Below are 26,344 nucleotides of genomic sequence, written 5' to 3'. Positions count from 1 at the left end.
GATTTATATGGATTATAAATTGAAATCGAGTTCAGGTATCACACAGGTAGATAAGAATGGATTTGGATTCAATCTCTATCCTGTACCTTCGACAGATGGTAAAGTGACGGTAGATGTCAGCAGCAAGCGTCTGAAGCCAATCACCTTTACCGTGACGGATATGACGGGTAGAGTAGTAGCTGTCTTCAACGAGAAGCATACGAGCCTCGAAAGTTCACATGCCTTTGACTTTAGTCAACTAGCCAATGGTAACTATCAGTTGATGATATCGAACGATGAGGAATCTGCGGTAGGTAGATTTACGATATCGAAGTAGATAACTAATCATTCTTAAAATTAAAATGGTCTCGCAGAAGCGAGACCATTTTTTATATAACAAGGAAAGGAATAAATCTAGCTGTGTTTTTCTGGTCTCATTTGAGGGAAAAGCAATACTTCTTGAATAGTAGTTTTGTTTGTTAGAAACATACAAAGTCTATCCATGCCTATTCCCATTCCTGATGTAGGAGGCATTCCATATTCTAAGGAACGAACAAAATCCATATCAATCATCATAGCCTCATCATCGCCTTTTTCAGCTAGTTTTACCTGTTCTTGAAAACGCTCTAATTGATCGATAGGATCATTTAATTCACTATATGCATTCGCTATCTCTTTACCATTAATAAATAATTCAAATCGCTCTGTCAATTGTGGATCATTCCTATGCTTTTTACAAAGCGGAGACATTTCTATAGGATAATCTATAATAAAGGTAGGCTGGATCAAATGTTTTTCACATTTTGCGCTAAAGAGTTCATCGATGAGTTTTCCTCTACCCATTGTTTCATCGACTTCTACTCCCTGTGTTTTACAATATGATTTAAGTTCATCCTCATTCATATTTGTAATATCAGTGCCTGTATATTTCTTTATAACATCATACATCGTAATTCTCTCATAAGGACCAGCATATTGAATCATTGTTCCATCAAATTCTATCTCAGTTCTATTATGAACTGTTTTGACTATATACGATAGCATAGCTTCGGTAAAATTCATCATCCAATGATAATCCTTGTAAGCAATGTAGATCTCCATAGCTGTGAATTCTGGATTATGCGTGCGGTCAATACCTTCGTTTCTAAAATTTCTAGAAAATTCAAAAACTCCTTCAAACCCCCCTACAATAAGTCTCTTTAGAAAAAGCTCATTTGCAATACGAAGGTAAAGTGGGATATCTAGGGCATTGTGATGGGTGACGAAAGGTCTAGCAGCAGCTCCACCAGGTATCGATTGAAGAACAGGAGTATCTACTTCGACATAGCCTTTATCAAGAAAAAATTGGCGCATGGCCTGAAAAATCTTGGCTCTTAAAACAAATGTTTCTTTGACACCTTTATTGACGACAAGGTCAACATAACGCTGTCGATGTCTAAGTTCAATATCGGAAAATGCATCATGTACATGACCTTCAGCATCCGTTTTTACTACTGGAAACGGGCGTAGTGACTTGGAAAGAAATTTCATAGAATAGGCATGCAAACTTATGTGGCCTGTTTGAGTCTTAAATACATTTCCATGGAATCCAACAAAATCGCCTATATCCATATGCTTTTTAAAGAGTTCATTATAAAGAGATTTATCCTCGCCTGGGCATAAATCATCTCGATTGATGTACACCTGAATTCTTCCAGTACTATCTTGAATCTCTGCAAATGAAGCCTTACCCATGATTCGCTTTTGCATGAGTCTTCCTGCTATAGTAATATTTTGAAAGTTATTCGTTTCTTCCTTATACTCATCCAATATCTGATGTGCGTGATTGGATACTACAAACTCCTCCGCAGGAAATGGTTCTATGCCCATCTCTATGATAGATTGTAAATTTTTACGTCGCTGAATCTCTAATTCATTCAAATTACCTTGGTCCATGTCTGATATTGAAAATGGGTGCAAATATACTTTTATTTTATTTTTTTTATTTATCAAACTTCATAATTATTAGGTATTTAGAATAGAATGACAAGAATTCCTTTTTAGAATAGGTAGTAGATTTTATAAAAAGAAAAAATGAGGCGATAATATGGATTCGCTAATTTTACCACAGTAAAGAATTGAAGATATATCATTTCAAGAGAAATAAGATGGAGCAATTTATTTTAGCATTAGATCAAGGTACGACTTCTAGCAGAGCCATTTTGTATGACTTGAATTTTCAAATAGTTTCAAATTCGCAAAAAGATATTAAGCAAGTTTATCCAAGAGATGGCTGGGTTGAGCATAACCCTATTGAAATATGGGAAAGTCAATTAATATGTTGTAAAGAGGTTATTTTGAATTCAAAAATTCTTCCGAATCAAATTAAGGCAATGGGTATTACAAATCAGCGTGAGACAATTGTGGCTTGGGATAAGGAAACAGGTAAACCAATTAGCAATGCTATCGTATGGCAGGATAGACGCACGGCAGCAGATTGCTTGAAGGATCAGGATAGTATTGGAATAGAGCAGAATAGAATTAAAACAGGTTTAAATCTAGATGCTTATTTTTCTGCCCCTAAAATACGATGGATACTTAAGAATATCCCTAAAGCATTGCAACTATTAAAGTATGACAATCTGTGTGTAGGTACAATCGATACATGGATTATCTGGAATATGACCAAAGGTCAATCATTTGTTACAGATGTATCCAATGCATCCCGAACCAATTTATACAATATTCAGACCTTAGATTGGGATAGTGATTTATTGGATTATTATCATATCCCTCGATCTATCTTACCTCATGTGAAAGATAGTATAGGAATAATAGCAGATGTTAACTATGAGATTTTCGGCGCTAGCATTCCTATCGCAGGAATAGCTGGAGATCAGCAGGCTGCTTTATTTGGACATCGGTGTTTTACAAAAGGGATGATGAAAAATACCTTTGGGACAGGTTGTTTTTTGCTACAGCATATAGGAAATGAGTTTAAACTGTCGGCAAATCAGCTTTTAACTACTATTGCTTGGAAAAAAGGAGAAGAACTGGCGTATGCCTTAGAAGGAAGTGTATTTAATGCTGGTTCTGCTTTGAAATGGTTAAAAGAAAATTTAAATTTGTTTGACGAATATACGGAAGCTGATGCGTTAGCAAATTCAATACCTAGCACTGATAATGTTTATGTCGTTCCAGCTTTCACAGGCTTAGGTGCACCTTACTGGGATATGCGCGCACGTGCTACCATTTTAGGATTAAATAGAAATACCAATAAAGCTCACATAATCAGAGCTACCTTTGAATCACTTGCATACCAATGCAGAGATATAATAGATACACTGGCAAAGGATTCTGGCGTAGCTATTCAATCACTTCAAATAGATGGAGGTGTGAGTAAAAGTCCTTTTTTAAGACAATTTCTAGCGGATATTTTACAAAAGAACATAATACCAAGTGCTAGTGAAGAATGCACAGCTCTTGGGGTTGCCATGATGGCAGCAGAAGGAATTGGAATGACTTTAGACAATATAAATTTAAATAATTCTCAAATAATCCAACCGAAAATGACGCCTGATAACGCTAATTTGCTATATGCTAAGTGGTTGGAGGCTATTGAAAGAAGTAAGTCTTGGGCATGATGACATTAGCCCTATTTTAAAAATTTGACCTATAGGACTGCTGCTCTTGAGAAATCGGTAACTTTTTTATTTTGATTTTCCAGAGACTTAGGTAAAGTTTTGTTTTTTGAATTAATCTCTGCTCTTAAATCGGCTCCTTCATGAATAATTAGACCATTGGATTCTATAATTCCTTCCAAACTAGCGGTCTTTTCTATTTCTAAAGTACCTGTCGAATAAATATTTCCCCTAACAATACCCCCAATGATGCCGCTTCCTATTTGAATGTCCCCGATAATTTCGGAGCTAGGTCCAGTTACGATTTTATGAGGTGTTTTGATATTACCCTTTAAGCTACCATCAATCCTTATGTCGCCATTACACACTAGATTTCCAATAATTTCAGTACCTTTTCCTACAAGGTTTATGACACCTAGATCTCCTGCGTCTGTTGACTTTTGATTCATGAAACTTAACATATTCTCAAATTTTCCACAAATGTACCCACAATATGTAGTATTTGCAATACATTGCTAAATATTTAACATTATTTTAACAGCTTTTGAGCTCTGTGGAAATCTCTTATATCGCTTTATTGATGGGACTTTACATAATCATTTAATTCTGTTTTACTACTGCTGAATTGTAACTCGTTGCTCACCTGAAAATAATTTTGTTTGTCTGTACATCGATTATATAAAAATTTAGCGATATCTAGCTTAGTAGCATCAAAGTTAAGCAGTTTTAGTACTTGTTTGACTTGTGCTACATTCAAATAAGCATTTTTCATATAGGTTTTTATATAATTATCCTTATCCTTTTCAAAGCTTTGTTTTCGAATTGAATTTAAAAAACTAGTAAAGTCTATCTCTGATAATGCTGCAGACTGTAGCTGAATACTTGGTTCCGAAGGGGATTTGGGGTTAACTAGAAAAGCCAAGAATTGTGTTCGATAAGTCGAGCTTAATATACTAGATGACTGACCATAATTCTCAATATCAAACACAAATGGGTGAAGTCGCTTCAATACATCTAATCGAATATTTTCATCACTAATGCTCGAAACTAAGTTTTCAATTTGCTGTGTGTGCATGCATTGATTGGCAGCGTTGAGTATAATCGAGGCTTTTTGTCTATCATCGCCCAGATTAGTTATTTGACTGCGAAGCTGATTATAACTATGCTGCTCCATAGCTCTGGGGCAATTTGGATTGGTAGAAATAGTTTGTGGAAATGGTTGTATAATACGAGATGCTCCCATAGTCTCGTGATATAGGCGAATGGCAGAAGAAAATAGCCTGAATACATCCATGACATTCGTATAGTTTTCTTTATCCGTGATATTGGGATAGCTCGACTTTAAAAAGTCAAATTTATCTCGGTCATTTGCTAAGTAATTGGCTATTTCTCTAGCCTGATTGCTCGATAGGCAATAGGTTCTGGTGAGATCCATTGCAGCCTGAAATGTATTGATATTACCTCTATTACCGCTCAATCGATATTTTGCAGCTTCAAAGTCTCTCTCTGGCATAAATTGGCACTGAGAATTGAACTCTACCCTAGATAATAAAATGAACATTAAAATAAATAATTTCTTCATATTTAAGTTTTGAATCTAAGATATTGAATAACTAAAAAAGTTTATCGTTTTGATATTTATTTCAATATTTCATCAAGTATATCAATGGATTTCAAGGATTTATAGTTCGTTAAATTTTCAAAATAATGTCTTTCAAAATTCTGAAACAACCGATTTCGTTCTTCTTTTGTTAAGGATAAATTTTTTAGATTGGAATAGTCTGATAGATTTACTAAGAGTTTCTGATCATTACACGGAATTTCTATACCTAGAAAATAGGAATATTGATACATAAACGAAAGATAAAAATGGGAATTTAAAGGATTGTCTCGAAGATAATGAATACTATTCATTATAAAGCAAAATTTATCCAAATCAGGTTGACTGCTATCTTCAGGGATGGTATGATTTATAAGTTCTATCATGAACATAGTAATGGCAGACTTATAAACACCAAAGTTCTGTGCATCAGGCGCAAATAGTAGTTGTGTTTCCTTAATCTGTTTTAACCCTTGGTTTGCTTTGTTATAAAAGGATAAAGATAAAAGATTGATGGGCTTATAAAGATTAGCCTTGGCATTTTTTTTTGATTTAGCGCCTTTTACTATGAAACTAACCATACCATAATCTCTCGTAAAAACTTTAACGATAAGACTAGTATCTGAAAAGGGGTATTGACGTAAAACTATTCCTTCTGTGCTTACCAGCATAGAGGGCTAACCTTAATAGGTTCTAATTTGAATAGTTTTGGATAGATTATACATTTTGTTTCTTTCTACAATACTTGCTAAATCAATGTTTTCGGTATTTCTGAAGCGTGGTTGCAATAAGGGCTTAGCTTCAAATCTATTTTTTTTGATGGTATTGCTCAGAATAGATAAATTTTCTTTCTTCATCGGCATGACTAAAGAGTATTTCAAGTCATATCTTTTGGATAAACTCAAACTATACTTAACCTTGACTAATGGGGTGTAGTCAATTTTTTTAGCTGAAATAGGAGGAATATTAATCGGTTTTTTATTGTCCGTATTAGCATTGAGGCTATACGATAAAATAATTAAGAATATAAAGGTAGTTTTCATGATGGACTAAATGTTTTATACTTTAGTTAACTTATTTTTCTGTGAATTATTGTCTATATAACTTATAAATTATTAAAAAAGTTCCTTTTAATAAAAAATAACTTTGTAAATATAAAAATAATTATCCAAATCAGGTTGAAATTCTTTAGTATAGTTTTAATGTAATTGAATGCATTAGCTTCCTTATTATTCGTTTATCCCGAATTAATCATTAAAAGTTACAACGCAGTGAATTATATGATTTAATTGGGGTTATTCCGACCTGTCACGAGAATCTGTGGTTTAGAATTTGTTTCAATCCCGTACGTTCGGGATTGAAATACATATACTTAATCGATTATGCATTTCTTAATGCGGAATTTGGGATGAAGGTAGATGGTAAGATTTCAATGAGAATTAAAAACCAGACAGGGGACTTTTACCAACACTTTGTTGAAAATTAATTTTTTCATAACTCTCAATTATTGGAATGTTTCTAGATTTGCCTTTCTGAATGAGCAGAATGAAGAATTTTATATTACTATTAAGTACGTTTTTAAGCCTTTCCGGTTGGTCACAAGGTCGAATTGAGGGTAGAGTCTTGGAAGCTGAAACGAAAGCAGCCATAAAGCATGTTCAGGTTAAATTAGTTGCGCCTACGTTTGAGCGTTTTACCACAACAGATGAATTTGGTAATTATGTATTTGAAAATTTGAATACAGGTATCTTCACTATTGTAGTATCAGAGCCAGGTTATTTCGAAGCGAGTATAGATATTGATTATGTAGGTGGTGAGACCAAATCAGTCGAAGATTTACTGATAGAAAAACAGCAACAAGGCAAGGACATGAATAACGAAATCCCTGTCACAGAGCAGACAGAGGATGATGCTAGTAATTCGGTAGCTAGCTTATTGAATTCTTCACGAGATATTTTCGTCTCGAATGCCATGTTCGGGCTGGGACAGGGAGGATATCGAAATAGAGGAATGAGATTTCAAGATCAGACTTTATTTATTAATGGTATTCCTCTTGAAAACATCGTACAAGGTAATAGCATAACTTTTAATGATTTTTCGGGATTGAATGATGTCCTTCGTTCTCGAAATAACTATTATGGAATCAAAGCTATTCCTTTTACCTTTGGAGAGCAAACCAACAACATAGATATCGACGCCGAAGCCCTCAATCAGCGCAAAGGTCTGCGAATTTCCCAATGGTTTTCCAATCGAAATTTCACTACAAGAACTTCGGCCACGTTTAGTACCGGATTATTAAAAAACAATTTTGCTTTTTCTGGTTCAGTAAATTATCGTGGTGCCAAAGAAGGCTATATCCCAGGCACAGCCATGAGTGCATATTCGGCTTTTTTATCAGTTTCTAAATTATGGAGTTCGAAGTTCAATACCACTTTATCCGCCTTTTATGTAGATAATAAGAGAGCTGTGGCTGGAAATGTTATTCGTGAGTTTTATGATTTGGCAGGCTCTAATTATTACAATCCGCATTGGGGATATCAAAATGGAGAGAAGCGAAGTTCGAATATTCGCAGAGATAATGTACCTCTAATCACCCTATCAGGTGATTTTAAGCCCAATAACTCTACCCACATCAACGGTAGCCTTGGGTTTCAGATAGGTAAACGCTATCAGGAACGACTCGATTGGTACAATTCCTACAACCCTTCTCCTACCTATTATAGAAATGCTCCGAGTTTCTACCACGATGACCCTGTGGCATTTAATGCGGTTTTTACTGCACTGAAAACCAATCCTGAATTGCTGCAAGTAGATTGGGAGCGACTCTACGAAGCCAATAGAACGAACCGAGAAACCGTACCGACTAAGGGAGAGACTGGTAACTGGGCTCGATACATTATGAATAAGGAAGTATCAGATGTCAAGAGTTTTTCGGCGAATTTAGTTGTGAAGCATCAGCTAAATAATAGAGTAGCGCTTAGCGGTGGTCTTATGTCTCAGATCAATAGTACAGAGAGTTATCGCCAACTTTCCGACTTATTAGGTGCAGACTTCTTCGTCAATGTGAATCAATTTGCGCAGCGAGCCAATCCTGACAATCCAGATGCTATACACAATGATTTGAATAATCCCTATGGAATAGTTAGAGTAGGCGATAAATACGGATTTAACTACCGAGCAACGGTGATGAATAATACAGTGTGGGGGCAGTCTGTAATTACACTTGATAAAATCGATTTTTTTGGAGCACTGCGTCTGGAGCATACGAGTTATGGTCGTGAAGGTTTATTTAGAAATGGCGCCTATGCCAATAATAGTTTTGGAAAAGCAGATGGCATTAGTTTTCTCAATATTGACGTGAAAGGTGGATTGACATATAAACTAGATGGTAAAAATTATTTTTCATTCGGTGCAGCCCGCTGGGCCTATGCTCCACAGTATGAGCAGGTATATATGCTAGCTCGAGTAGCCAATATCATGGACAAGAATGCCAAAAGTATGAATATCATGAGCGGAGAAGCATCTTACTATCATAGAGGTGCTCGTACCAAGGTTAATATCACAGGATTCTATACCTTATCACAAAATGAAACGGAGATTAGAAGATTTTTTACTGAATTGACGAATAGTTTTGGTTCATTACTCATACGCGATATGAATAAACGCTATATGGGTGTAGAAGCTGCAGTAGAAACTAAAATAGCCAATACAGGCCTTACAGCTACCGCCCTAGCAAATATAGGTGATTATATCTATGACAATAGGCCGAATGCAACCTTTTATTACGACAATACGAGCCAAAATACAAATCCCGAAACCATATATTTTCAAGGACTGCATTTAGCTACTGGACCCCAATTGGCAGGTATGCTCAAGTTGAATTACAACTCTAAGCAGTTTTGGTCAGCTTCCATCAGTTTGAATTATTTTGATAAAATTTATGTAGATCCTAGTCCGCAGCGCCGTTCGACAGAAGCAGTTATTGGAGTAGCTCCAGGCTCAGAGCAATATAATAAAATTTTGACTCAAGATCGTATGCCTTCTGCATTTACGGTAGATGCATATTTCAGAAAGTCTTTTATGCTCAATAAGTTTATTAAGAGTTTGAAGAAAAGAATGTATTTTGATGTGTCCGCTAATTTTTCTAACTTGCTAGACAATAAAAACTTTGCTATTTCTGGTCGAGAACAATTGCGTTTTGATTTTCGTGATCGAGACCCTGATAAGTTTCCAAACACCTTTTCCTATATGATGGGGCGTTCGTTTTATATCAACTTTATTTATAGATTATAATAAATTCTAGTATGAAAAAATTAATTTTAAGTTTAATTTTACCTTTAGCAGTGCTTTCTGGTTGCATGAAAAGCGATATCGATCCGCCAGCGAATCCTAAGGATCCAAACATGACTGCAGACTATACTATTTATGACTTGAAGCAGGACTTTAAAGCTAGTGGTCAGACGATATGGACAATTAATTTAGACAAAACCATAGCAGCAATAGTGAGCGCTAATGACGTGGGAGGAAATTTCTACAAAGAAATAGTCATACAAGACCTTGACAATAGAGCTGCGATAGGTGTGCTTATCAATCGCTCCAACTTATACAATGATTTCCCTGTTGGAAGAAAAGTTTTCCTAAAAATCAAAGGAATGGCCATGGCTAATCAGAATAATTTGATAGTTCTTGGAGGATATATTGATACTACGACGATACCTGGTGCTAAGAGCCTTGCAGAATTGCCTGCTACAGCTATTGATAAGACCTTATTCAAGGGCTCTATAGGCAATGAAGTGAAAATAGATCAAATTGGATTAAATCAATTATCGGAGGCTTATCACTATAAATTGGTTCGATTCAAGGATGTGGAATTTAAATGTGAGGATACCAAAGTAACCTATGCCGATAATATCAATCTGCGAGACGCCAATAGAACCCTTTTGGATAAAAATGGAAATGATGTGATCGTGCGAACCAGTGGCTATGCCAATTTCGCTGGCACCAAGGTAGCAGCTGGTAAAGGAGAATTAACAGGAATCTTTACAGTTTATCGAAGTGACTTGCAAATGAAACTTCGTGACCTCAACGACGTGAAACTCACTGACACCAATAGAACAACTCCATGCGGAGGTTCATCTGGCGGCGGTGGCGGTGGTGGTGGCGGTGGCACCTTTACTGCCAAGACAATTGCAGAGATTCGAGCCATGTTTACTGGGACAGGTACTCTTATTAATGGATATACCATAGAAGGAACCGTGATTTCTGATAGAGTGAATGCAAATATCAATTCTAGAAATGTAGTGATTCAAGATGCTAGTAATCGTGGTATCATCGTAAGATTTGGAGCGAATCATTCTTACAGTTTAGGTGATAAAATCAAGGTGAATATTACCAATGACTCCTTGAGTACCTTTGCTGGTGTATTGCAAATTGGAGGCTCAGCGGGAATTCTGGCATCAGATGCTAGTCTAATTAGTTCAGGAAATTCCATCACTCCGGCTACGGTTACTATTGCCACTATCATAGCGAATATGGATCAATATGAATCTACTTTGGTCAGAATCGTCAATGCAACCTTTAGCGGAGGAACTACCTATAATGGTACGAGTGGCACTACCAAGTTAAACGATGGTACTCAAATAGATCATTATACCATGTCTGCAGCTACATTTAAAAGTGACCCTTTACCTTCTGGTCCCAAAACCGTCACGGCTATTGTCGGTAAATTTAATAGTACAAGACAGATTACTATTCGCAACACTTCTGACGTGCAGTAGCTTATGAATAACAGTGAATTTTTCGTTTACTGTATTCAACTTGTAGTCATTGTATTTGGCTTTGTTTATTTCGAAAAGAAGTATAGGTTTCTACCCATTTCCATATTTCTATCACTTTCACTGCTAGTAGGTAGTATAGTTCTAGCCATGCTCAGTGCTAAGGTGGCAGAACTCGATTCGAGAAAATATCTCAAAGACGCTATATTGCTTACTTCTTTTCTAGACAAAGATTCAAGTCTCTATGGGTTATTTTTTTTGACTGGTGGCAATGGTCTTTATCCTCAATCCTATTTCCCTATGCTCATAGCCTCTAATACTTGGTCAAACTATACAAGCTATACAATAGAGAAATTCTATCTTTTTTTTGCACTTATCTCTAAACCTAATTTATACAATATATCCTTGTTTTTTGGGACATTGTCATTTTTTAGCAAAACTCTACTTCTTAAAACCTTATTCCACCTCGATAAGAACCCAGTCAAGCTTAAACTACTTTGTTTTTTTCTAATGTTTGGTGGTTTGGAATTATATTTCGTGTCAGGAGTATATAAAGAAAATCTATTATTTCTATTTGTTAGTTTCATTTTATTTTCTTTGTTTACCAAGCCTAAAACTTGGAAGTATATCTTGGCATTTCTTTGCTTTATCCATGCTGTTTTTATTCGGCTAGATACTATGGTAATTATGATGCTAACAGGGATAGGTATCTACCTTCTAACAGAATTTAAAGAACTAGAATGGAAGAGATACGTTCTTGCATTTATCTTACCATTGATAGGTATAATCTGTTTATACTTATCTCCATATAGTGATTATGTATTGCGAAAGCTCACCAGATACTCAAAGTTAAAAATGGGAAATACACACTTTGACCTAATCGATTGGACTACGAGTTATGATGTGCTTTTTGTTCAAGTGTTAAACCGATGGAAACAAGCCATATTTACTTTATTTACCAATCTTGATTATTTATGGATAGTTAACCTATCTGGTGCTATCACGATTTGCTTCATCATCATACTTTTACTAAATCAATCAAAGTTGTGGCATAAACTCAGTTTATTTACTTCAATAAATTTTGCCGCTTTTATTTTGATTATATCATTATTTGTGCCCAATTATATGGCCTTGATTCGCTATCGCTCACCATTATTAATTTTATTTATGTTCGGATTGATTCTTAACTTAGATTCTAGGTCGAGGGTTTTGAAAATTGCTGGGAGACTATAAACCCAAATTAATCATTAGAAGCCACTGAGTGGCGAACTATATGATTTAGTTGGGTTTATCCCGATTTAGAATTTGTTTCAATCCCGTACGTACGGGATTGCAAAATATTGAAATACAAATTCTTAATCGATTCTGCATTTTCTAATGCGGAATTTGGGATAAACTAGCTTCTCCTATTATTTTCAAGTTTCATTTTTATTATGGGTTAAATTTCAAATGTAAATTCTGTGGCAAAATTGTTCTAAATATAATTTCGTTGGCTTAAACTTCCTAATTACTTCACTGTCATACGAAGCACTGAACCGCCACTATTGCAAAACCGCTGTTATCGCTTCGGTGTTCTTTTCGTCCGCTGGTTTGTAGGTCGTTTTGGTCGTGCGGTTGGACAGACACACTCTTTGCCAAGCTTGGGTTTTAGCGTGGGCTTGTGCGGCTTGGCAATGTGTGTGGCTGTTGAGCGTTGGCATTTGTCTATTCTGGTTCGTTTACAAAACTTGCTTCATAATCTTGTCGGCTTAAAACAGTGTCAAATAGACCAACATCTTCGCCTTCGTGTCTGTTGATTCCGATATATTCCAAACTTGCATCTTCATAGCGTTTGAATTTGTAAACGGCATCATTCATTAAGGCAGAGTTAAACACCCCAAGACTTACCAATAATTCAAAGTCCTTTACCGAAAGTCCTGTTACCTTTTTGAAAAGTCCCGGCTCTAATTGCGTGATTACGTCTCTCAAACTTCTTTCTCGGTAGTCTGTCAGGTACATAAACACAGGCACACGAGTTGCGAACTTGATTAGCTTTTCTTGGATTTGCTTTCTCAGGCTCTTGTATTCCTTTTCTTCGTCTGAAAGTTCTTTTTTCTCTTTCTTGTTTAGTTCTCGGTCGTTGGCTTCTTTCTTTGCTTTTTTAACAGCTTCCGATTTGTTAATGATAGTTTCAATGTCCTGATTCAAGTTTCTGAAACCTTCAATGCTCATTAAAGCTTTCATTGCTTCTTCATTTGCCATCAATCGGGCAAGTGTGTTGTTGTCAACATTTACGAGTAAAGCACTTTCCCAACGTCTTGCTAAAAGCGTTGCGGTTGTGCCACTCATTGCCATATCTAAAATTCCTGCGGCATCAACTTGTTTCATTGAACTTCCATCATAAGCCAATACAGGCAGGAAGTTGATAAACTCTGCAACTTTTGCTTCGGGATTCGATTCGTTTACATTTAGTCGGCAACTGTAATCGGCAATTTGCCTTAATGCACGGTCGGGGGCAAAGTCAAAAACATAACATTCTTCTTTTAAAATTTCTTCTTTGTTTGGCGATTTGCTGTCGGGGTTTTTAATCACCCAAGGTGTTTGCACACGGAATGCCGCTTGAAAATAGGTTTCAGGACTGGAAGAATTACGCAACATAAAAATTCCTGTCCACGGTTTTACCGATACGCCTGTGGTGAGTTTACCGCACGAAAGTGTAATGGTTTTTGATTCCAATGGATTATCGGTCATTGCATCTAAAACTGGCGGTAAGGCTTCTATTCCAATTCCTGCTTGTGTTCCTGCTGCAACTACCACTTTGTAATCGTGGTAAAATATATTTTGTCGTCTTTCAAGCAATAATGCCATTGCGTTGCACGCTGCAACGGTCGGCAAAAACCAAAAAGTGTGATTTAGCACTTTGAGCAATGGAGCGTGTGAAAAAGGCAAAGGCGGCTTTTTAGCTCCCATCTTCAAATGGTCAACGGTGGTTTCGCTAAATGAACCCCGAATTAAATCCAACCATTTTTGTACTTCATCTTCATATTTGAAACGGGCTTTTCGCCCTTCGCCTTCGGCTGAAAAGAATATGTTCAAATCAAAACCGTCAAACTCGCCTTGCATAGCGATTTGGCGAATGGAATCGGGCAATTGATAGGTAAGCATTACCATTCTTGGTAAGGCTGCATAAGGATTTGGCCCTAAGGAATCGTCCCAATTTTCTTTTGCTCTTTGCTCGTCTGAATACGTCCAATTGAAAATTTGCTCTTCTATAAATTCGCCTGAACTGATTGCCCGAAATGGAGTGCCTGACAAATACAAATAGTGATTGGTGCTGATTGGGATAATCTTCTCTAAGTGTTCCGCTTTGTCTTCTTCGGCAATACCTTCTTTTTCAATCTTTTTGTATGCTTCAATTTCTTTTTCGGCTTCTAAGTCTTTACCGAATAAATCTTTGGCGTTTTCTCGCCAAGCCCCAAAATGGTATTCGTCAAAAATGATACAATCCCACACGGTGGCGTGTACCCATTCGTTTTTGGTTTTAATACCACCCGTGTTGGTGTTTTTGCCTAAAAAATCCTGAAACGAACCAAAGCAAACCAACGGTTTTTTGGTGTCAATATCTTGGCTTGATAGTTCATCTGCGTGTTTGGAAATGAATTGCCAACCTTTAAAGTCAACGTGAGAAAGTAAATCTTCTTTCCAAGCATCTTCAACGGCTGGTTTGAAGGTGAGCACCAACACTTTTTTCCACCCCATTTTTTTAGCCAATTGATAACTGGCAAAGGTTTTCCCGAAACGCATTTTGGCGTTCCAAAGAAAGTGGGGCGTTCTGTCTTTATTCTCTTTTTTGAAACTCTTGAAATAGGCAATGGTCTTGTCAACGGCTGCTTCCTGTTCGGGTCGCATACCGAAAGTGAGCACACGGTTTTCTTCTGTTTTTTCGCCTGTTTTGATTTGGTGAATGGCTCTACGCAAGTCGTTTAAGGTGCATTTATACCATTCGCCACTTGCGTTGACTACTTTCCATTCTCTCAACAATCGGTGTACTTCGTGGTCGGTAAACGAACTGCCGTCCCGTTTCATTGCCGATTCTTCAAACACAATTTTGTATTGAATGGCTGCCGTGCCCAACTGTTCTTTGATACGTGTTTGTGCATCACGGTCGGTATAGCCGATTTTGAGCAAACCCTTGTGCGTAGCCACACCCACCAATTCATACGCATAAATGGTAGGATTGGTGGACGGTCGGGGTGGAAAAAATTCTTTTTTACTCATCTGTGTCATCATTTAGAGTTAAATCCATTGGACGAATCATTGAGTCTATAAAAGCAATCTCATCTTCGGTTAAACCGTATTTCTTGTAAAGTTTTTCGTCTGTCCAAGATTCATCATAATTCTGAATGGGCACAAAAGAAAACCTATCTTTTGGATTGTCTTGCGAAACTTTTCTCAGAAAAACCAAAAACCTAAAAAACTTAGTTGTAATGTAATCTCTAAGATTATTTGCTCTTTTTTCGTTTGCAAGAACATCGCAAACTATATAAGTTTCAGTGCAACAACTCCCTTTCTCTGCAACAATAGGTTTATTGATTATCTGGTGTGGATAGGTGTATCCTCCATTATACGAACGACTAATAATTACTTTGTACTCATCTATCCATTGTGCATTTTGAATAACTTTTTCTCTTTCAATCCAACCAACTTCTTTAAATGAAAATATTTTGATACCCCCTTTGAAGTGTAATTTTTTATATGCTCGAAAATTAGTTCTAAAGCCAAATGGTTTTTGAGAAGACATATGCTCACTAAATGACTTTTCCTTTTTTGATAGTACTTTTTCTAATATAGAAATTGAATCGTTAAGTCTTACAAAAACATCATAAGCGTCTAACCTTCTTGACATTGGTTTTAAAAATTGGGAACTAACAACTGGTACTACTTCGCATTCTCCCTTATTGTCTCTATCCCATAAAAAATAACATACCCCTCCTTTTATTTCTACACCTGGAAAACAATCCGCTGCGTTATGAAAATCTACTATTTTTCTTATCCTATTATCTTTTAGCATTTCTTCACGGAAACTATCTAAACCTCTTCCTCCAGCAAACCATCTTGCAGGAATAATCATTGTTAAATATCTTGGATTTAGTTTTTTAGCTTGTTGAACAAATTTGTGATATAATGGAATAGCACTTGCACCTGCACCGCCATCGCTCATTTGATAAGGTGGATTGCCAACAATAACGTCAAATTTCATATTGAAAATATTTTTTGGATTGTCAATGTGTATAAATGGATAAGCGTAAGTTTCCAATGCATCTTCCCGGTCGTACACTTCTTGGCTTGCACCGCAATAGGTACATTTTCCATTGTTCCAAGTGTGTTTCATTCGTTTGTAGCGAATGTTTCCTTGCTCGTCATTAAAGGTTTCGCAAATGGAGTATTTGCCATTGGCAGTTTTGGAGCAATACACACTTCTGCGAGAAAGCAATGCTGTTAAATCGGTAATAGCAATGCCATACAACTGTTGGCTAAATATGTGGTTAATGCGTTCCTGTTTGTCGGGAATTTGGGTTTCCAAACCTACCATTAGTCGCTTTGCCATTTCACGCAGAAACACACCACTTTTTGAAACAGGGTCTAAAAACTTGGCGTTTGGGTTGCTCCACAACTCGGCTGGGAGCAAGTCCAAAATATCGTTCACCAAATTTGGTGGCGTAAATACTTCGTCATTGCTCAAATTGGCAAGACAGGAGAGTACATCAGGGTTATAATTCGTTTGTAACAACTTCGCCAAGTTTTAAGAAATGAATAAGTGGAAAATCCTTTACGGGTTCGTCAATCGCTGCTGGATTGCCTTCGTCATTGAATAGTGAAAACTGGTGCGTTTTCTCCACCAAAAATTTAAACATATAGTCTCTGCGTTTCAGCATAGAGCCGTTTACGGCACTCCATTCAGAAAACACAATTGGTTTCTTAGTTTCAGGATTTGTAAAATCCAATGCATCACCCCAAAGTATGTTTCTACTTAACAAGAAGCGAACAGAACGTATACATTCATTTTTTACTTGATTGAATACTTTAGAATACCAATCGGTATAAATTTCAAGCAAACGGTCTCGGCATTCCTGTGCGTTGTCTTCCAAAATATCTACACCGTAAATACTCGATACTGCAATAATAGAATAGCGTTCCCATTCCACTTGACTTGTGCTATATCGGCTGTCAACAACTGCTAATTTTCGTCTCAACACTTCTGCTAAAAAGTTGCCGTTACCGCAAGCAGGTTCTAAAAATCGGGAGTCAATTCTTTCGGTTTCGTGTTTCACCAAGTCAAGCATAGCGTTTACTTCACGTTGGTTTGTAAACACTTCCCCGTGGTCAGTAACCCGCTTTTTGGATTTTACTTGGTTGTCGTTATTTATTGTCGTTTCCTTCATCTGTGATTTTCTTTTTCTCAAATTGTTTCATTGGCGAATCAGATTTATATAAAACTCTACCGCAAGGAACAACTTTGCTTGAGCCATCTAAATGTATTTCTTGGTCGTCAAAGTATATGTGTGCTCCAAAAGCTTTCAAAACTTTGTCTTTTGAAAGTCCGCCCATAAAATAAGCTTCATCAACATATACGCCCCAATTTCTAAGCGTTTTGATAACTCTCATATGACTTGGTGCGTTTCTCGCTGTTACAATCGCAATTCTCAAAGGAGTTAATTCAATTGTCATTGGCAAATGCTCTTGAATTTTGGAGAGTTTGCGTAATAGCTCTGCAAAAGGACCGTCATTCAAAGGCACATCTTCGTTTTCTTCTTCGTGTTTGTGAAAGGCAGCTAAGTCTTTGGTTTTATATATCAGTTCCGATTCTTCCGAAAAAACAACTGCATCAGCATCAAAAGCAAATTTTACTCTTTCCGTTTCAGGTTTATAGTCTGCTGGTGGGTCGTAAATTAAAGCAGTTGCACAATTTGCCGAGTCAATTACTTTTTGAACTTCTTTCTCGTCTTTTGACAGAAACAAGTCCACATCAAAAGCGTCAAGGAAAGGAGATAATGGTTCTCCACCTGAGAAAGCCCATCTTGTCAATGGTAAATTGTAATGCTTAATAGCTTTCAAAACTCGTACACCTGTCTCTGGACTGTTCCGAGACATTACAACTACTTCAATGATTGACTTTTTAGCAAGTGAGTTTAACTTTAATAAACTTTCAATTAGTGGAAATGCTGTCCCCTTTTCAAGCAGTTCATTTTCGTGTTCGAGTTGGTACTTTCTGAAACCTTCAATTCCTTCTTTGTCGAATACTTCATTTTCTTTCTCCAAGTTGAACAATGCCCTTGAAGAAACTCCCACAACCAATATTTCAGAAAAGTCTAATCCCATTTATATTTTATTTTCTTGTCAAATTTACTTTTTATGTCTTGTCGTCTGTCCGTGCGTTGGCAAAAAATGGCTCTTTTGGTTTTTTGAGCGTTGGCTTGAGCTTTGGGTAAAACCAAATGTGCCATTTGTGCGGCTGGGAATTTAGCATGTGCCCTACCGTTTTGCAGCTTGGCGAAGTGGCGGAAATCGAAGTACAAATGTTCAGTTTTGCACAAAAGTTTAATCGAAGAACTGCCGTTGAATTTAGCACTAAACCCGCCATTTTGCCATACTGCTGTTAGGCGGTCGCCCATTTAATTTTAAAAATTTATTCCTTCCATTGCTATAAGTAATTTTTCAATTTTGTCTTTGCACTCATTCAGAAAGTTGTCACTTTTAATAATGTCGCTTTCCCAAGTGTCAAGCGACAAGTTTGTATAATGAGCATAAAATGGCCACCAATTACTTTCTTTGCGAGAAAATATATCTAACTTGTTCAAGTTCTCGTGAAGAGTTTTTCTGTTCTCTTCGGATATTCTGTAAACATTTGGATTGTTGCATAATCCATAATGACAACGATTACCTTCAAAAGTGAAACCTATCCAACATTTCGCTTGCCAATTTGAATTTGTCAAGTGAAATCTAACATATTGCTCTTCACTACGTTCATAATGATATTCTAATCCTTTTTGTTTTGCAAACTCTTCCATTTTAGGATTAAAATGCTTTTCAATAAGGTAGTTGTAAGTCGCAGAATAATTCTGATAAATTGCTTGAGCAGCTCTTAAATTCTCAATTTTTGATAGAACTTCTGTTATTTCTTCTTTGTTCTTTATATCCATATCTTGATTGGTTAATTGCTTTAAGTGATTAATATATTGAATTATAGTCTCTCTGACTGTTGGAAAACGAGAGGCGATTGCAACACATTTTTCAAGCCAATTGATTATATTTTCTTTATACGAAATTGATAAATAAGAAACACCACCACCACTTTGCTCTGATGCATTATCTCCTAAAAGTGTAAGATATAATATTTGATAGCCATTTTTATATGTTTGAGCATATCTATTGTATCTTTTTAATTGTTCTGGTTGGTCGTTTGCATAAATTTTATTCTCAATAATTATTGCCTTGTTTTGATTATCCTCAATCAAAATATCAATTCGTCCTTCTTCAGTTGAGTGTTCAGTATGTATTCGTGATTTGTCAAGGTCGAATTTAACAATGGTAAAATAATCTCCCAATGTGTCAATAAAACACTCCAATAATTTAGATTTTAACCCGTGTGTTCCATTTGGATTTAATAGTTCTGCAAGTATTGCCGAATGTGTGTTTTCATAATGGTTTACGCCACAAACACGAAACATATTAAACCGACCACCAGTCGCATCTAAAATTTCAGCATTCTTTTTATTTATAATTGCTACTTGATTTAGTAAATTATTTATTTTCTCCATTCAATTGTTTTTTTCAATACGATAATGTCTGTCGTTAACGGTTTGGTTGGGTGTCGCCTAACGCCCGTCGGCTTGGCGTAGGGCGGGTTTTAAAAGAAGACTTTTTCGCATAATAACAAAGATAATTTAAATTCCGACACTTCGATAAATAACTACATCCCGCCTTATGCCAAACCGACAGTTAGCACCAGTTTTTATTTGTTTAGAGTTATAGAATTTTTTTCTGCTTTTGCTATTAAATAGTTTACAAAAGCACTACATGATACAAGCATAAATTTTGCGTCTTCGAATGAAGGCTCATCTTCGTCCATTAAAGCGTGTCTTATTCCTTCTGAATCACTTGTGTACCCATAAATTTGTTTAAAACCTCTTTCAAGAGCTGAGTGAATATTGGTTTTACTTTTTATTTTATCAAGTGCTCCAGCTAGACTATCTTTTTTGTTATCTGAAATAGATTTTGCAACGCTTTCTACTGCAGAGATTGATTCTTTAATTGAATTTCTGTAGTCTGGATTTTTTTTATCAGAAATTTTATCTATTGAGTTTTTAATATGAATGTTTGCTCCCGATAGTGCAGAGTATTTGTCAGTATTATTAATTACTGCCTCTAACTCTTTTACTTCTTCTGTATTAGAAATAGGCACTATTTGATTATCAATAAATCTATAAGCTGAATATTCTCTTTCAAGAATATAGTTGCTATACTCTTTAAATAAATCTTGATCAAATGGTATATTTCTTGAGTCAATGTTTGCAACAAATTCTATAAAATCATAGACATCGTACCAATCACATTTGAAAAAGTAATCCCTAATAATATCTCTTGCTTGACTATCACTATCGGGCACATAATCAACTGGCTTTTTGAAGTAACTTATCCATAAAAGCCTTTTGAAGCTTGTAAATTCTTTATACCCGAGTTGTTCTGTTACTTTTGTTGTATAAACATTCCAAAGACTATTTCTTAAATCAGAATCAATTTCTTCTAATTGAAGTTTTTTACTTGCAGGTCTTTGTCCTATTCTCTGTGAAAATCTCATTCTGTTTCGCTAAAATTGGTGCTATCTATGTAATCCCCGAAGTTTTACCGTAGGTTTTTCAATATCACTTTCGAATATCATGTTCCAAATATAGTGCGTTCTATTTTTTCTAGTAATTTTTTTTATCATATAGAGGGGACTCACTATTTAGACCTCCTATAGCCAGAAATTACGTCGAAAAGGCAAGCTGGAAGTGAAAAATGCCAATCTAACTACTTTGTTTATTTCAAGTTCTATTTCTCCAATTTGCCACACCGACGTAGGAGGTGTCCATATAGTACCTGCAATGTTTCTAGTTTTCTCCTTCGTCGAAAAGACAAGCTGGTAGGGGGTAAATCTAAAGTGTCTTATCCTGAAAAAACTTGACAGTTTTTCAAACCAAATTAGGTATGAAGAATAATCAAAATCAATTAGGAAAGGATAATCCTTTAAAAATCAATTTTAAATTTAAAACAAGTGATCCAAATCAAATAGCACTAAGGCGTTGGCTGGTCATGGAGATTCATTGTGGTCGAATGACTATTCAAAGAGCCATTGAAGAATTTGATTTCGAGGTATCGAATAGAGTTCAAACAATCAAGGAATGGCAGACGATGTACGCACCAGATATTCCATTATCTTTACCTATTATGACAGAAAAAGAGCGTCAAAAAGTTATTTCCTTAGAGAAACATATTAAAGTAGTGGAGAAGCAGCTAGAAGAAGCTCAAATGAAAGCTACTGCCTTGAATACATTAATTGATATTGCGGAATCCAAATTAAGCATTTCTATCAGAAAAAAGTTTGGCACCAAACAGTAAAATTGCTCTTACAACTCTATCCTAGCTTTAGCATAGGATTTTTATGTAAGCTGTTTGGTAAGAGCCGTCAGGCTTATTATGAGCAATTTAAAGAAAAAAATGATAGGGAACTAGAAGAAGTCATCGTATTGAAAATTGTAGCAGAAATACGTTCGGAATTACCTCGCATAGGTACAAGAAAGGTTCATTTTATGCTTCAAGAGCGTTTAGCAGTTCATGATATTTCAATTGGACGGGACAGATTGTACGAATTAATGGGAGAACATGGCTATTTGTTGAGATATAGGAAAAGAAAGCCCTATACCACAAACTCGAATCATCCATATTATAAATATCCAAACTTAATCAAAGACCTTGTTTTATTTAAACCGAATCAACTATGGGTAAGTGATATTACCTACATCCAACTTTCTGGAAAATTTGCATATCTCAGTATTATCACCGATGCCTATTCCCGTAAGATTGTGGGATATTGCCTTTACCCTACACTACACAGCGAAGGGGTGATTCAAGCTTTTCTTATGGCTAGTAAAAACGTCAAAAGGGAATTGTACAACCTAATTCACCATTCCGATAGAGGCGTTCAATATTGTTCTGCCAACTATGTAGAGCAACTAAATGCCCATAGAATAAAAATATCGATGACTGAAAATGGAGACCCTTATGAAAATGCCATTGCAGAGCGTGTCAATGGCATCTTAAAAACAGAATTTGAATTAAGTAAACCATTCAAAGATTTCAATGAGGCTATGCACACTATCGATGAAGCCATACGAAAATACAATGAGCTTAGACCTCATTTAAGCTGTAATTACTTAACTCCCGCAGTAGCACATCAAAGAGAAGGTGCTCTAAGTCAAAGCTGGGTAAAGAAAAAAATTAAAAATGGAGCAATAGTGGTATGAAAAATAAGTGTTTTGAGTTTTTTTTAGACCATACTACTAACCAAATAAATATGCGTATAGCTACTATTTTTTTTCACTATACGCAATTCCAACTTATTTGTATAAGGTCTATCCTATTGCTAGTAAGTTGCTCTCCAGCAGAGCCTACGTCCTCTTCAAATAGACGAAACAAACGTATTAAAAAAAGGATATCTCATTATAGGAATATTCGCCCGCCATGACATACTATTCTAGGAATAAAATAAATAGTGTAGGTAAATTCAGGATTAAATTTATCGCCAGTAAAACGTTTTTAGGAATAGGTATTTTACCTGTAAATAATCTCAGGAAAAGTAATAATCAGAAGTATTGAATTATTAGGAATGAAAAATATTACTGTACATTTGTTTAGGATTTAGAGAAAAAAATGTAATCCAAATCAGTTTTTTAACCAAAAACTGTCAAGTAATTTTAGGACGAGACAGGTGCAGAGGTGGTCGTTTTAGCGACCAAGGCTAAAGTTTTGAGAAAACGACCTAAAAGTTTAGGTAAAATCGCCAAAGTTTATAGATACTATGTATAAAACTTTAGACAAATTAGCTAAGATTTTAGCTTCTAAAGCTAAAACTTTAATGCATTAGGCTAAACGAACCACCTCGGAAGGTAAAACGATGGCGTTTTTGTATTTATTTATAATGAGGATGCTTATCTATATCAGCTTCTCTGGGCACTATAGCTTCATTTAGATTTTAATTTTTCTTCTACTAAAGCTAATTTTTCTTTGATTCTATAGTATTTTTCTTTCCAATACTCTTTTTGTTCTCGTTCCTGTATTTTCTGTTCTCTTTCTAGGTTTATTAAATCATCTTTGTCTTGAATTCGTTGTTCAAACACCTCAATATCTATAGACTTTTTCAAGGTGCGCACATTTCCAATTCCATTATCCTTTATTTCTCCATAGTTATATTGATTCACTTCATCGTTTTTTACTAAATCATGGTATGGTTCATTCAGGATTTGACTAAACTGATAGACGTATTTAGTATAGCACTCCCTTTCTCCTTTGAGAATTTTGGAAACTTCCCCTTGAGATATTCCCAGCTTGGCTGATATATATTCCAATTTTATTCCTTTTTCATCGATCAACTGGTTGATGTTTTTTAATATCCAATCGTTTTTTATCATGTTGGTTTAGTATTTTAGTTTGATGACAAAGTTAGGAAACTATTAGGAATATATTGAGAATAAATTTCCATAGAATAGAATAATTATTAGCTTTTTTATTCCATGATACCATCAGACCTTTGCATCAGATTTTTAAATCTCGAAGTTGACGAAGATAGATAGGGGGACTATAGGGGTTCTTAGTACTATCGGCCATCTTCCAATGAGTACGAAACCTTGACTTGTCGGTTTGCTGTAGGTTAGAGAAAAGAAAGTCTATGAAATAAATTTTAATCTTTAACTTTAACCTTGGAAGTGGAATGGTAAACTTCTGTTTAGTTATGAAAAAATTAGTTCTGTCACTTATTATTGTCTGTTCAGTTTGCGGTCTTATTGCTCTAAAGAAGTATAAGAAAACTGGATTGCCTCTTTATCAGCCAACATCTTGGCAAGATGCAGTTAGTCACTGGAATAATCCTGACCCAAATTACTCTGTACCTATTGAAAGTGGTGAAGTTCCAATAATCTTTAATTTCAGACCATGTCCGGCTGGTTGCAGAGACGAGTTTGATAGACCTTGTAAACCATGTTCATGTTGCTGCGGTATTTGTTTAGTTTTTAAGTTTGATTATCAAGACCCTGATTATAATAATGGTGAAGGCAGAGTTTTAGTTAAAAGTTTAGGTGGTAATTCACTTCAACTTACATTTACTGATAGATTAAATTATAATGAAAATATGCAGTCATTGATTGCTGGTAATGTTTCGTTAGATCAAGCTCAATGTGCTGCCCTAGGTATTAACGCGAACTCAATCACCCTGAATGAGGGTATGTATACAGTTGTACCAAGCGAAAAGTCACAATACGGAAAAGTAATTGTAAATTATTCTATTAATTAATAATTTATATTTCGAATGCAACAATATAATAAATCAATTCTAGGAACAATATTTTTGGCATATAGCTTAACATTAGTCTCATGTAAACAATTTGTAGCATCATGTTATGGTATTAATAATGAAAAGTACGATATAAATGCAATAAAAAGTATTGTACATGATGATGGTTTAAATCTTAGCTTTGTGTATTATGTTGATAGTAGTTATTACAGATTGCATAAAATCGATGATTATAAGTTTAAAAGATCGGGTCAGCCTCTGCAGGTATTAATTATTGATAGTAATGACAATCTGGTTAATAATTTTGTAAACTGCGACTTTCAGGGTTTCCCAAATATTAATTTTAATAAGAATAGTAATTTTGACGACTCATTGTTTCTAAGAGTTAATTCATTTAATAATAAGTGGACATTTACTTTAAAAGAACGAATACCATTTATAAAAAAATTAGGGATAGATAATGACGATTGTACTAAACATAAAGGTAAAAGACTTTATGTGTTTTATTCGAATACAATGGGAAGGCAAAAGAGAAGACTTTTTAATTTAGTGAAGGAAACCTCTAGAAATAAATCATTTGATGTGTATTATGTTAATTTAGACTTATTTTACAATAGTATTTCGAATTAGAATTCTTTATAGTTTGGGTATTAGCGATAGCGGTATCCGTGCTTATTTAGAGACAATATTCCCCTCACATAGCTTGGATACTAAAATACTTGGTATCCATGCTTTTTTCTAAAACAATCCATTTATTAGTTAAACATATAAAGCCCGACGGGGTTAGATAATACGTGTAGTTCATTATGAAAAAATTTATAATAATTATTTGTAGCATAGTTTTATTTCAAAGCGGTTATTCACAAGCACAAGCGGCAGGTGGAGGTGGTCATACAGAAGGCATTTGGTTAGGTTGTTTTGATTGGCGAATTTGTTTACCCTTTCCAAAGGAGTGTCGCATGGGTAGTGTCTCTAATTTTTCATGGGAGAATAATCGCTTTATTCTTAGCCTTGACCTCTCTACATATGCTGAGGATGTTCAACAATATTTCGAGCAAAACACCAGTTTTACATTAACTAATCTACCACAAGAAGGTATTACTGTACCACTTAATGAATCGCTTAGAACTCTCTCTGGAAGGGAATCTTTCACATTTCTTAATGGGAGTTACTTATTTACCAGAGAAGAAAATATAGTAAAGATTCAGTTTTAATGTGATTTAAATCATGTACTGTCACAAGTATCTACATAGCGCGGATATGAACGAAAGTCGTATCCGTGCTTTTTATGACACGATTTGTTGCTGTCATTCAAGAATAAACTATTTCAGGATAAATTTTAACCATTCAAAACCCATTCTATGTTTTTACTCAATATAATTTCCATCCTCCTCACCCTAGGGACAAGTCCAGACTGCGATGGCTTCGGTATGTGCATAGTGGAGCAGAGCACGGAGCAGACAATGGAGACTTGTTCTAAGTATGATAACTGCCTCGAAGCTGAGCTAGGCTATCAAGACCGTGAGCTTTATCTCTATTTCTCACAGAAAAAAATAAAAGACTATATCTATATCAAGCATTTCACGACAGAGTATTTCAGAGTAGATAAAGATTTCACTATACCAGATGACATAGCTGCTGCATCAGGATGTCCGCAGGGCATTACTATCGCCGCAGGAAAGTATCCATTGTATGAAGAAAATGGGAAGATAGTGGTGAAGATAAAGTTGTAAGTGGTCGGTGGCTAGTTGTCAATAGTCTGTTGATTTGAAGGAAATATTGCCAC

At 35.6% G+C, this 26,344-nt stretch carries 24 protein-coding genes; 11 read left to right on the top strand and 13 right to left on the bottom strand.

Features of this window, described 5'->3' with window-relative positions; translation table 11 throughout:
* A partial coding sequence (locus tag JNL75_00270) for a T9SS type A sorting domain-containing protein (GenBank protein ID MBL7788247.1) occupies nucleotides 1–316 on the top strand: 316 nt, incomplete at its 5' end.
* A 77-nt stretch (nucleotides 317–393) separates the two neighbouring features.
* Here JNL75_00270 and lysS read toward each other — a convergent pair.
* Nucleotides 394–1,914, bottom strand: coding sequence for a lysine--tRNA ligase (gene lysS / locus JNL75_00265; protein ID MBL7788246.1), 1,521 nt, complete (start codon nucleotides 1,912–1,914; stop codon nucleotides 394–396).
* Nucleotides 1,915–2,126: 212 nt separating this feature from the next.
* Between lysS and glpK the strand changes: the two genes are divergently transcribed.
* Entirely contained in the window at nucleotides 2,127–3,602 is a 1,476-nt protein-coding gene (gene glpK, locus JNL75_00260) for a glycerol kinase GlpK (protein ID MBL7788245.1), read from the top strand.
* A gap of 29 nt (nucleotides 3,603–3,631) precedes the next feature.
* On the opposite strand, the gene JNL75_00255 is transcribed toward glpK, so the two are convergent.
* The 4 genes from JNL75_00255 to JNL75_00240 all read right to left on the bottom strand — a co-directional run bounded on the left by JNL75_00255 (nucleotide 3,632) and on the right by JNL75_00240 (nucleotide 6,242).
* Nucleotides 3,632–4,048 carry a polymer-forming cytoskeletal protein gene (locus JNL75_00255; GenBank protein ID MBL7788244.1) on the bottom strand — a complete coding sequence of 139 codons (417 nt, stop codon included), beginning with the start codon at nucleotides 4,046–4,048 and terminating at the stop codon, nucleotides 3,632–3,634.
* Nucleotides 4,049–4,173: 125 nt separating this feature from the next.
* Complete coding sequence (locus tag JNL75_00250; protein ID MBL7788243.1) at nucleotides 4,174–5,181, bottom strand: DUF4476 domain-containing protein; 1,008 nt, start codon at nucleotides 5,179–5,181, stop codon at nucleotides 4,174–4,176.
* A gap of 56 nt (nucleotides 5,182–5,237) precedes the next feature.
* Nucleotides 5,238–5,870 carry a DNA repair protein RecO gene (gene recO / locus JNL75_00245; protein MBL7788242.1) on the bottom strand — a complete coding sequence of 211 codons (633 nt, stop codon included), beginning with the start codon at nucleotides 5,868–5,870 and terminating at the stop codon, nucleotides 5,238–5,240.
* 12 nt (nucleotides 5,871–5,882) lie between these two features.
* Nucleotides 5,883–6,242: a hypothetical protein gene (locus JNL75_00240; GenBank protein ID MBL7788241.1), complete on the bottom strand. Its 360-nt coding sequence runs from the start codon at nucleotides 6,240–6,242 to the stop codon at nucleotides 5,883–5,885.
* Between the two features lie 502 nt (nucleotides 6,243–6,744).
* Between JNL75_00240 and JNL75_00235 the strand changes: the two genes are divergently transcribed.
* From JNL75_00235 to JNL75_00225, 3 genes are read left to right on the top strand one after another with little or no spacing between them, the layout of a single operon-like run.
* On the top strand, nucleotides 6,745–9,492 hold the full coding sequence (locus JNL75_00235; GenBank protein ID MBL7788240.1) for a carboxypeptidase regulatory-like domain-containing protein: 2,748 nt from the start codon (nucleotides 6,745–6,747) through the stop codon (nucleotides 9,490–9,492).
* A gap of 11 nt (nucleotides 9,493–9,503) precedes the next feature.
* Nucleotides 9,504–10,976, top strand: a complete 1,473-nt coding sequence (locus JNL75_00230) for a hypothetical protein (GenBank protein MBL7788239.1) — start codon at nucleotides 9,504–9,506, stop codon at nucleotides 10,974–10,976.
* Nucleotides 10,977–10,979: 3 nt separating this feature from the next.
* The gene (locus JNL75_00225) at nucleotides 10,980–12,206 is read left to right on the top strand and encodes a hypothetical protein (protein ID MBL7788238.1); all 1,227 of its coding nucleotides are present in this window, start codon (nucleotides 10,980–10,982) and stop codon (nucleotides 12,204–12,206) included.
* A 471-nt stretch (nucleotides 12,207–12,677) separates the two neighbouring features.
* Here the strand turns inward: JNL75_00225 and JNL75_00220 are convergent, their stop codons facing one another.
* From JNL75_00220 to JNL75_00190, 7 genes are all read right to left on the bottom strand, one after another.
* Nucleotides 12,678–15,230 carry a DEAD/DEAH box helicase family protein gene (locus JNL75_00220; GenBank protein ID MBL7788237.1) on the bottom strand — a complete coding sequence of 851 codons (2,553 nt, stop codon included), beginning with the start codon at nucleotides 15,228–15,230 and terminating at the stop codon, nucleotides 12,678–12,680.
* Nucleotides 15,223–16,743, bottom strand: a complete 1,521-nt coding sequence (locus JNL75_00215; protein MBL7788236.1) for an Eco57I restriction-modification methylase domain-containing protein — start codon at nucleotides 16,741–16,743, stop codon at nucleotides 15,223–15,225. The genes JNL75_00220 and JNL75_00215 overlap by 8 nt, the downstream gene beginning before the upstream one ends.
* Nucleotides 16,724–17,326: a hypothetical protein gene (locus JNL75_00210; protein ID MBL7788235.1), complete on the bottom strand. Its 603-nt coding sequence runs from the start codon at nucleotides 17,324–17,326 to the stop codon at nucleotides 16,724–16,726. Before JNL75_00210 ends, JNL75_00215 begins: the two co-directional genes overlap by 20 nt.
* A gap of 46 nt (nucleotides 17,327–17,372) precedes the next feature.
* Nucleotides 17,373–18,332, bottom strand: coding sequence for a 5'-nucleotidase (locus tag JNL75_00205; GenBank protein MBL7788234.1), 960 nt, complete (start codon nucleotides 18,330–18,332; stop codon nucleotides 17,373–17,375).
* Complete coding sequence (locus JNL75_00200; GenBank protein ID MBL7788233.1) at nucleotides 18,323–18,625, bottom strand: hypothetical protein; 303 nt, start codon at nucleotides 18,623–18,625, stop codon at nucleotides 18,323–18,325. The genes JNL75_00205 and JNL75_00200 overlap by 10 nt, the downstream gene beginning before the upstream one ends.
* Nucleotides 18,626–18,631: 6 nt before the next feature.
* Nucleotides 18,632–19,771 (bottom strand): PD-(D/E)XK nuclease family protein, encoded by a 1,140-nt coding sequence (locus JNL75_00195; GenBank protein ID MBL7788232.1) that lies wholly within the window; start codon nucleotides 19,769–19,771, stop codon nucleotides 18,632–18,634.
* A gap of 194 nt (nucleotides 19,772–19,965) precedes the next feature.
* Nucleotides 19,966–20,811 carry a hypothetical protein gene (locus tag JNL75_00190; protein ID MBL7788231.1) on the bottom strand — a complete coding sequence of 282 codons (846 nt, stop codon included), beginning with the start codon at nucleotides 20,809–20,811 and terminating at the stop codon, nucleotides 19,966–19,968.
* 389 nt (nucleotides 20,812–21,200) lie between these two features.
* Here JNL75_00190 and JNL75_00185 point away from each other — a divergent pair, with 389 nt between their 5' ends.
* A complete protein-coding gene (locus JNL75_00185) occupies nucleotides 21,201–21,611 on the top strand; it encodes a hypothetical protein (protein ID MBL7788230.1) in 411 nt (136 codons plus the stop codon).
* Between the two features lie 2 nt (nucleotides 21,612–21,613).
* Nucleotides 21,614–22,516 carry an IS3 family transposase gene (locus JNL75_00180; GenBank protein MBL7788229.1) on the top strand — a complete coding sequence of 301 codons (903 nt, stop codon included), beginning with the start codon at nucleotides 21,614–21,616 and terminating at the stop codon, nucleotides 22,514–22,516.
* Between the two features lie 717 nt (nucleotides 22,517–23,233).
* On the opposite strand, the gene JNL75_00175 is transcribed toward JNL75_00180, so the two are convergent.
* Nucleotides 23,234–23,680: a helix-turn-helix transcriptional regulator gene (locus JNL75_00175; protein MBL7788228.1), complete on the bottom strand. Its 447-nt coding sequence runs from the start codon at nucleotides 23,678–23,680 to the stop codon at nucleotides 23,234–23,236.
* Between the two features lie 299 nt (nucleotides 23,681–23,979).
* On the opposite strand from JNL75_00175, the gene JNL75_00170 reads away from it, so the two are divergent.
* From JNL75_00170 to JNL75_00155, 4 genes are all read left to right on the top strand, one after another.
* Entirely contained in the window at nucleotides 23,980–24,558 is a 579-nt protein-coding gene (locus tag JNL75_00170) for a hypothetical protein (GenBank protein MBL7788227.1), read from the top strand.
* A gap of 15 nt (nucleotides 24,559–24,573) precedes the next feature.
* Complete coding sequence (locus JNL75_00165; GenBank protein MBL7788226.1) at nucleotides 24,574–25,188, top strand: hypothetical protein; 615 nt, start codon at nucleotides 24,574–24,576, stop codon at nucleotides 25,186–25,188.
* Between the two features lie 176 nt (nucleotides 25,189–25,364).
* Entirely contained in the window at nucleotides 25,365–25,772 is a 408-nt protein-coding gene (locus JNL75_00160; protein ID MBL7788225.1) for a hypothetical protein, read from the top strand.
* Between the two features lie 147 nt (nucleotides 25,773–25,919).
* Entirely contained in the window at nucleotides 25,920–26,291 is a 372-nt protein-coding gene (locus JNL75_00155) for a hypothetical protein (GenBank protein MBL7788224.1), read from the top strand.
* The last annotated feature ends 53 nt before the right edge of the window (nucleotides 26,292–26,344 follow it).

The sequence above is a fragment of the Chitinophagales bacterium genome (assembly GCA_016787225.1).
In the GTDB taxonomy this organism is placed as follows: domain Bacteria; phylum Bacteroidota; class Bacteroidia; order Chitinophagales; family JADJOU01; genus CHPMRC01.
This window is presented reverse-complemented; position numbering and strand designations above follow the sequence as displayed.

Bases quoted from the DNA above. Each gene is read 5' to 3' on its own strand.
- lysS (MBL7788246.1), bottom strand. From the start codon at position 1,914: ATGGACCAAGGTAATTTGAATGAATTAGAGATTCAGCGACGTAAAAAT.
- glpK (MBL7788245.1), top strand. From the start codon at position 2,127: ATGGAGCAATTTATTTTAGCATTAGATCAAGGTACGACTTCTAGCAGA.
- JNL75_00255 (MBL7788244.1), bottom strand. From the start codon at position 4,048: ATGAATCAAAAGTCAACAGACGCAGGAGATCTAGGTGTCATAAACCTT.
- JNL75_00250 (MBL7788243.1), bottom strand. From the start codon at position 5,181: ATGAAGAAATTATTTATTTTAATGTTCATTTTATTATCTAGGGTAGAG.
- recO (MBL7788242.1), bottom strand. From the start codon at position 5,870: ATGCTGGTAAGCACAGAAGGAATAGTTTTACGTCAATACCCCTTTTCA.
- JNL75_00240 (MBL7788241.1), bottom strand. From the start codon at position 6,242: ATGAAAACTACCTTTATATTCTTAATTATTTTATCGTATAGCCTCAAT.
- JNL75_00235 (MBL7788240.1), top strand. From the start codon at position 6,745: ATGAAGAATTTTATATTACTATTAAGTACGTTTTTAAGCCTTTCCGGT.
- JNL75_00230 (MBL7788239.1), top strand. From the start codon at position 9,504: ATGAAAAAATTAATTTTAAGTTTAATTTTACCTTTAGCAGTGCTTTCT.
- JNL75_00225 (MBL7788238.1), top strand. From the start codon at position 10,980: ATGAATAACAGTGAATTTTTCGTTTACTGTATTCAACTTGTAGTCATT.
- JNL75_00220 (MBL7788237.1), bottom strand. From the start codon at position 15,230: ATGAGTAAAAAAGAATTTTTTCCACCCCGACCGTCCACCAATCCTACC.
- JNL75_00205 (MBL7788234.1), bottom strand. From the start codon at position 18,332: ATGGGATTAGACTTTTCTGAAATATTGGTTGTGGGAGTTTCTTCAAGG.
- JNL75_00200 (MBL7788233.1), bottom strand. From the start codon at position 18,625: ATGGGCGACCGCCTAACAGCAGTATGGCAAAATGGCGGGTTTAGTGCT.
- JNL75_00195 (MBL7788232.1), bottom strand. From the start codon at position 19,771: ATGGAGAAAATAAATAATTTACTAAATCAAGTAGCAATTATAAATAAA.
- JNL75_00190 (MBL7788231.1), bottom strand. From the start codon at position 20,811: ATGAGATTTTCACAGAGAATAGGACAAAGACCTGCAAGTAAAAAACTT.
- JNL75_00185 (MBL7788230.1), top strand. From the start codon at position 21,201: ATGAAGAATAATCAAAATCAATTAGGAAAGGATAATCCTTTAAAAATC.
- JNL75_00175 (MBL7788228.1), bottom strand. From the start codon at position 23,680: ATGATAAAAAACGATTGGATATTAAAAAACATCAACCAGTTGATCGAT.
- JNL75_00170 (MBL7788227.1), top strand. From the start codon at position 23,980: ATGGTAAACTTCTGTTTAGTTATGAAAAAATTAGTTCTGTCACTTATT.
- JNL75_00165 (MBL7788226.1), top strand. From the start codon at position 24,574: ATGCAACAATATAATAAATCAATTCTAGGAACAATATTTTTGGCATAT.
- JNL75_00160 (MBL7788225.1), top strand. From the start codon at position 25,365: ATGAAAAAATTTATAATAATTATTTGTAGCATAGTTTTATTTCAAAGC.
- JNL75_00155 (MBL7788224.1), top strand. From the start codon at position 25,920: ATGTTTTTACTCAATATAATTTCCATCCTCCTCACCCTAGGGACAAGT.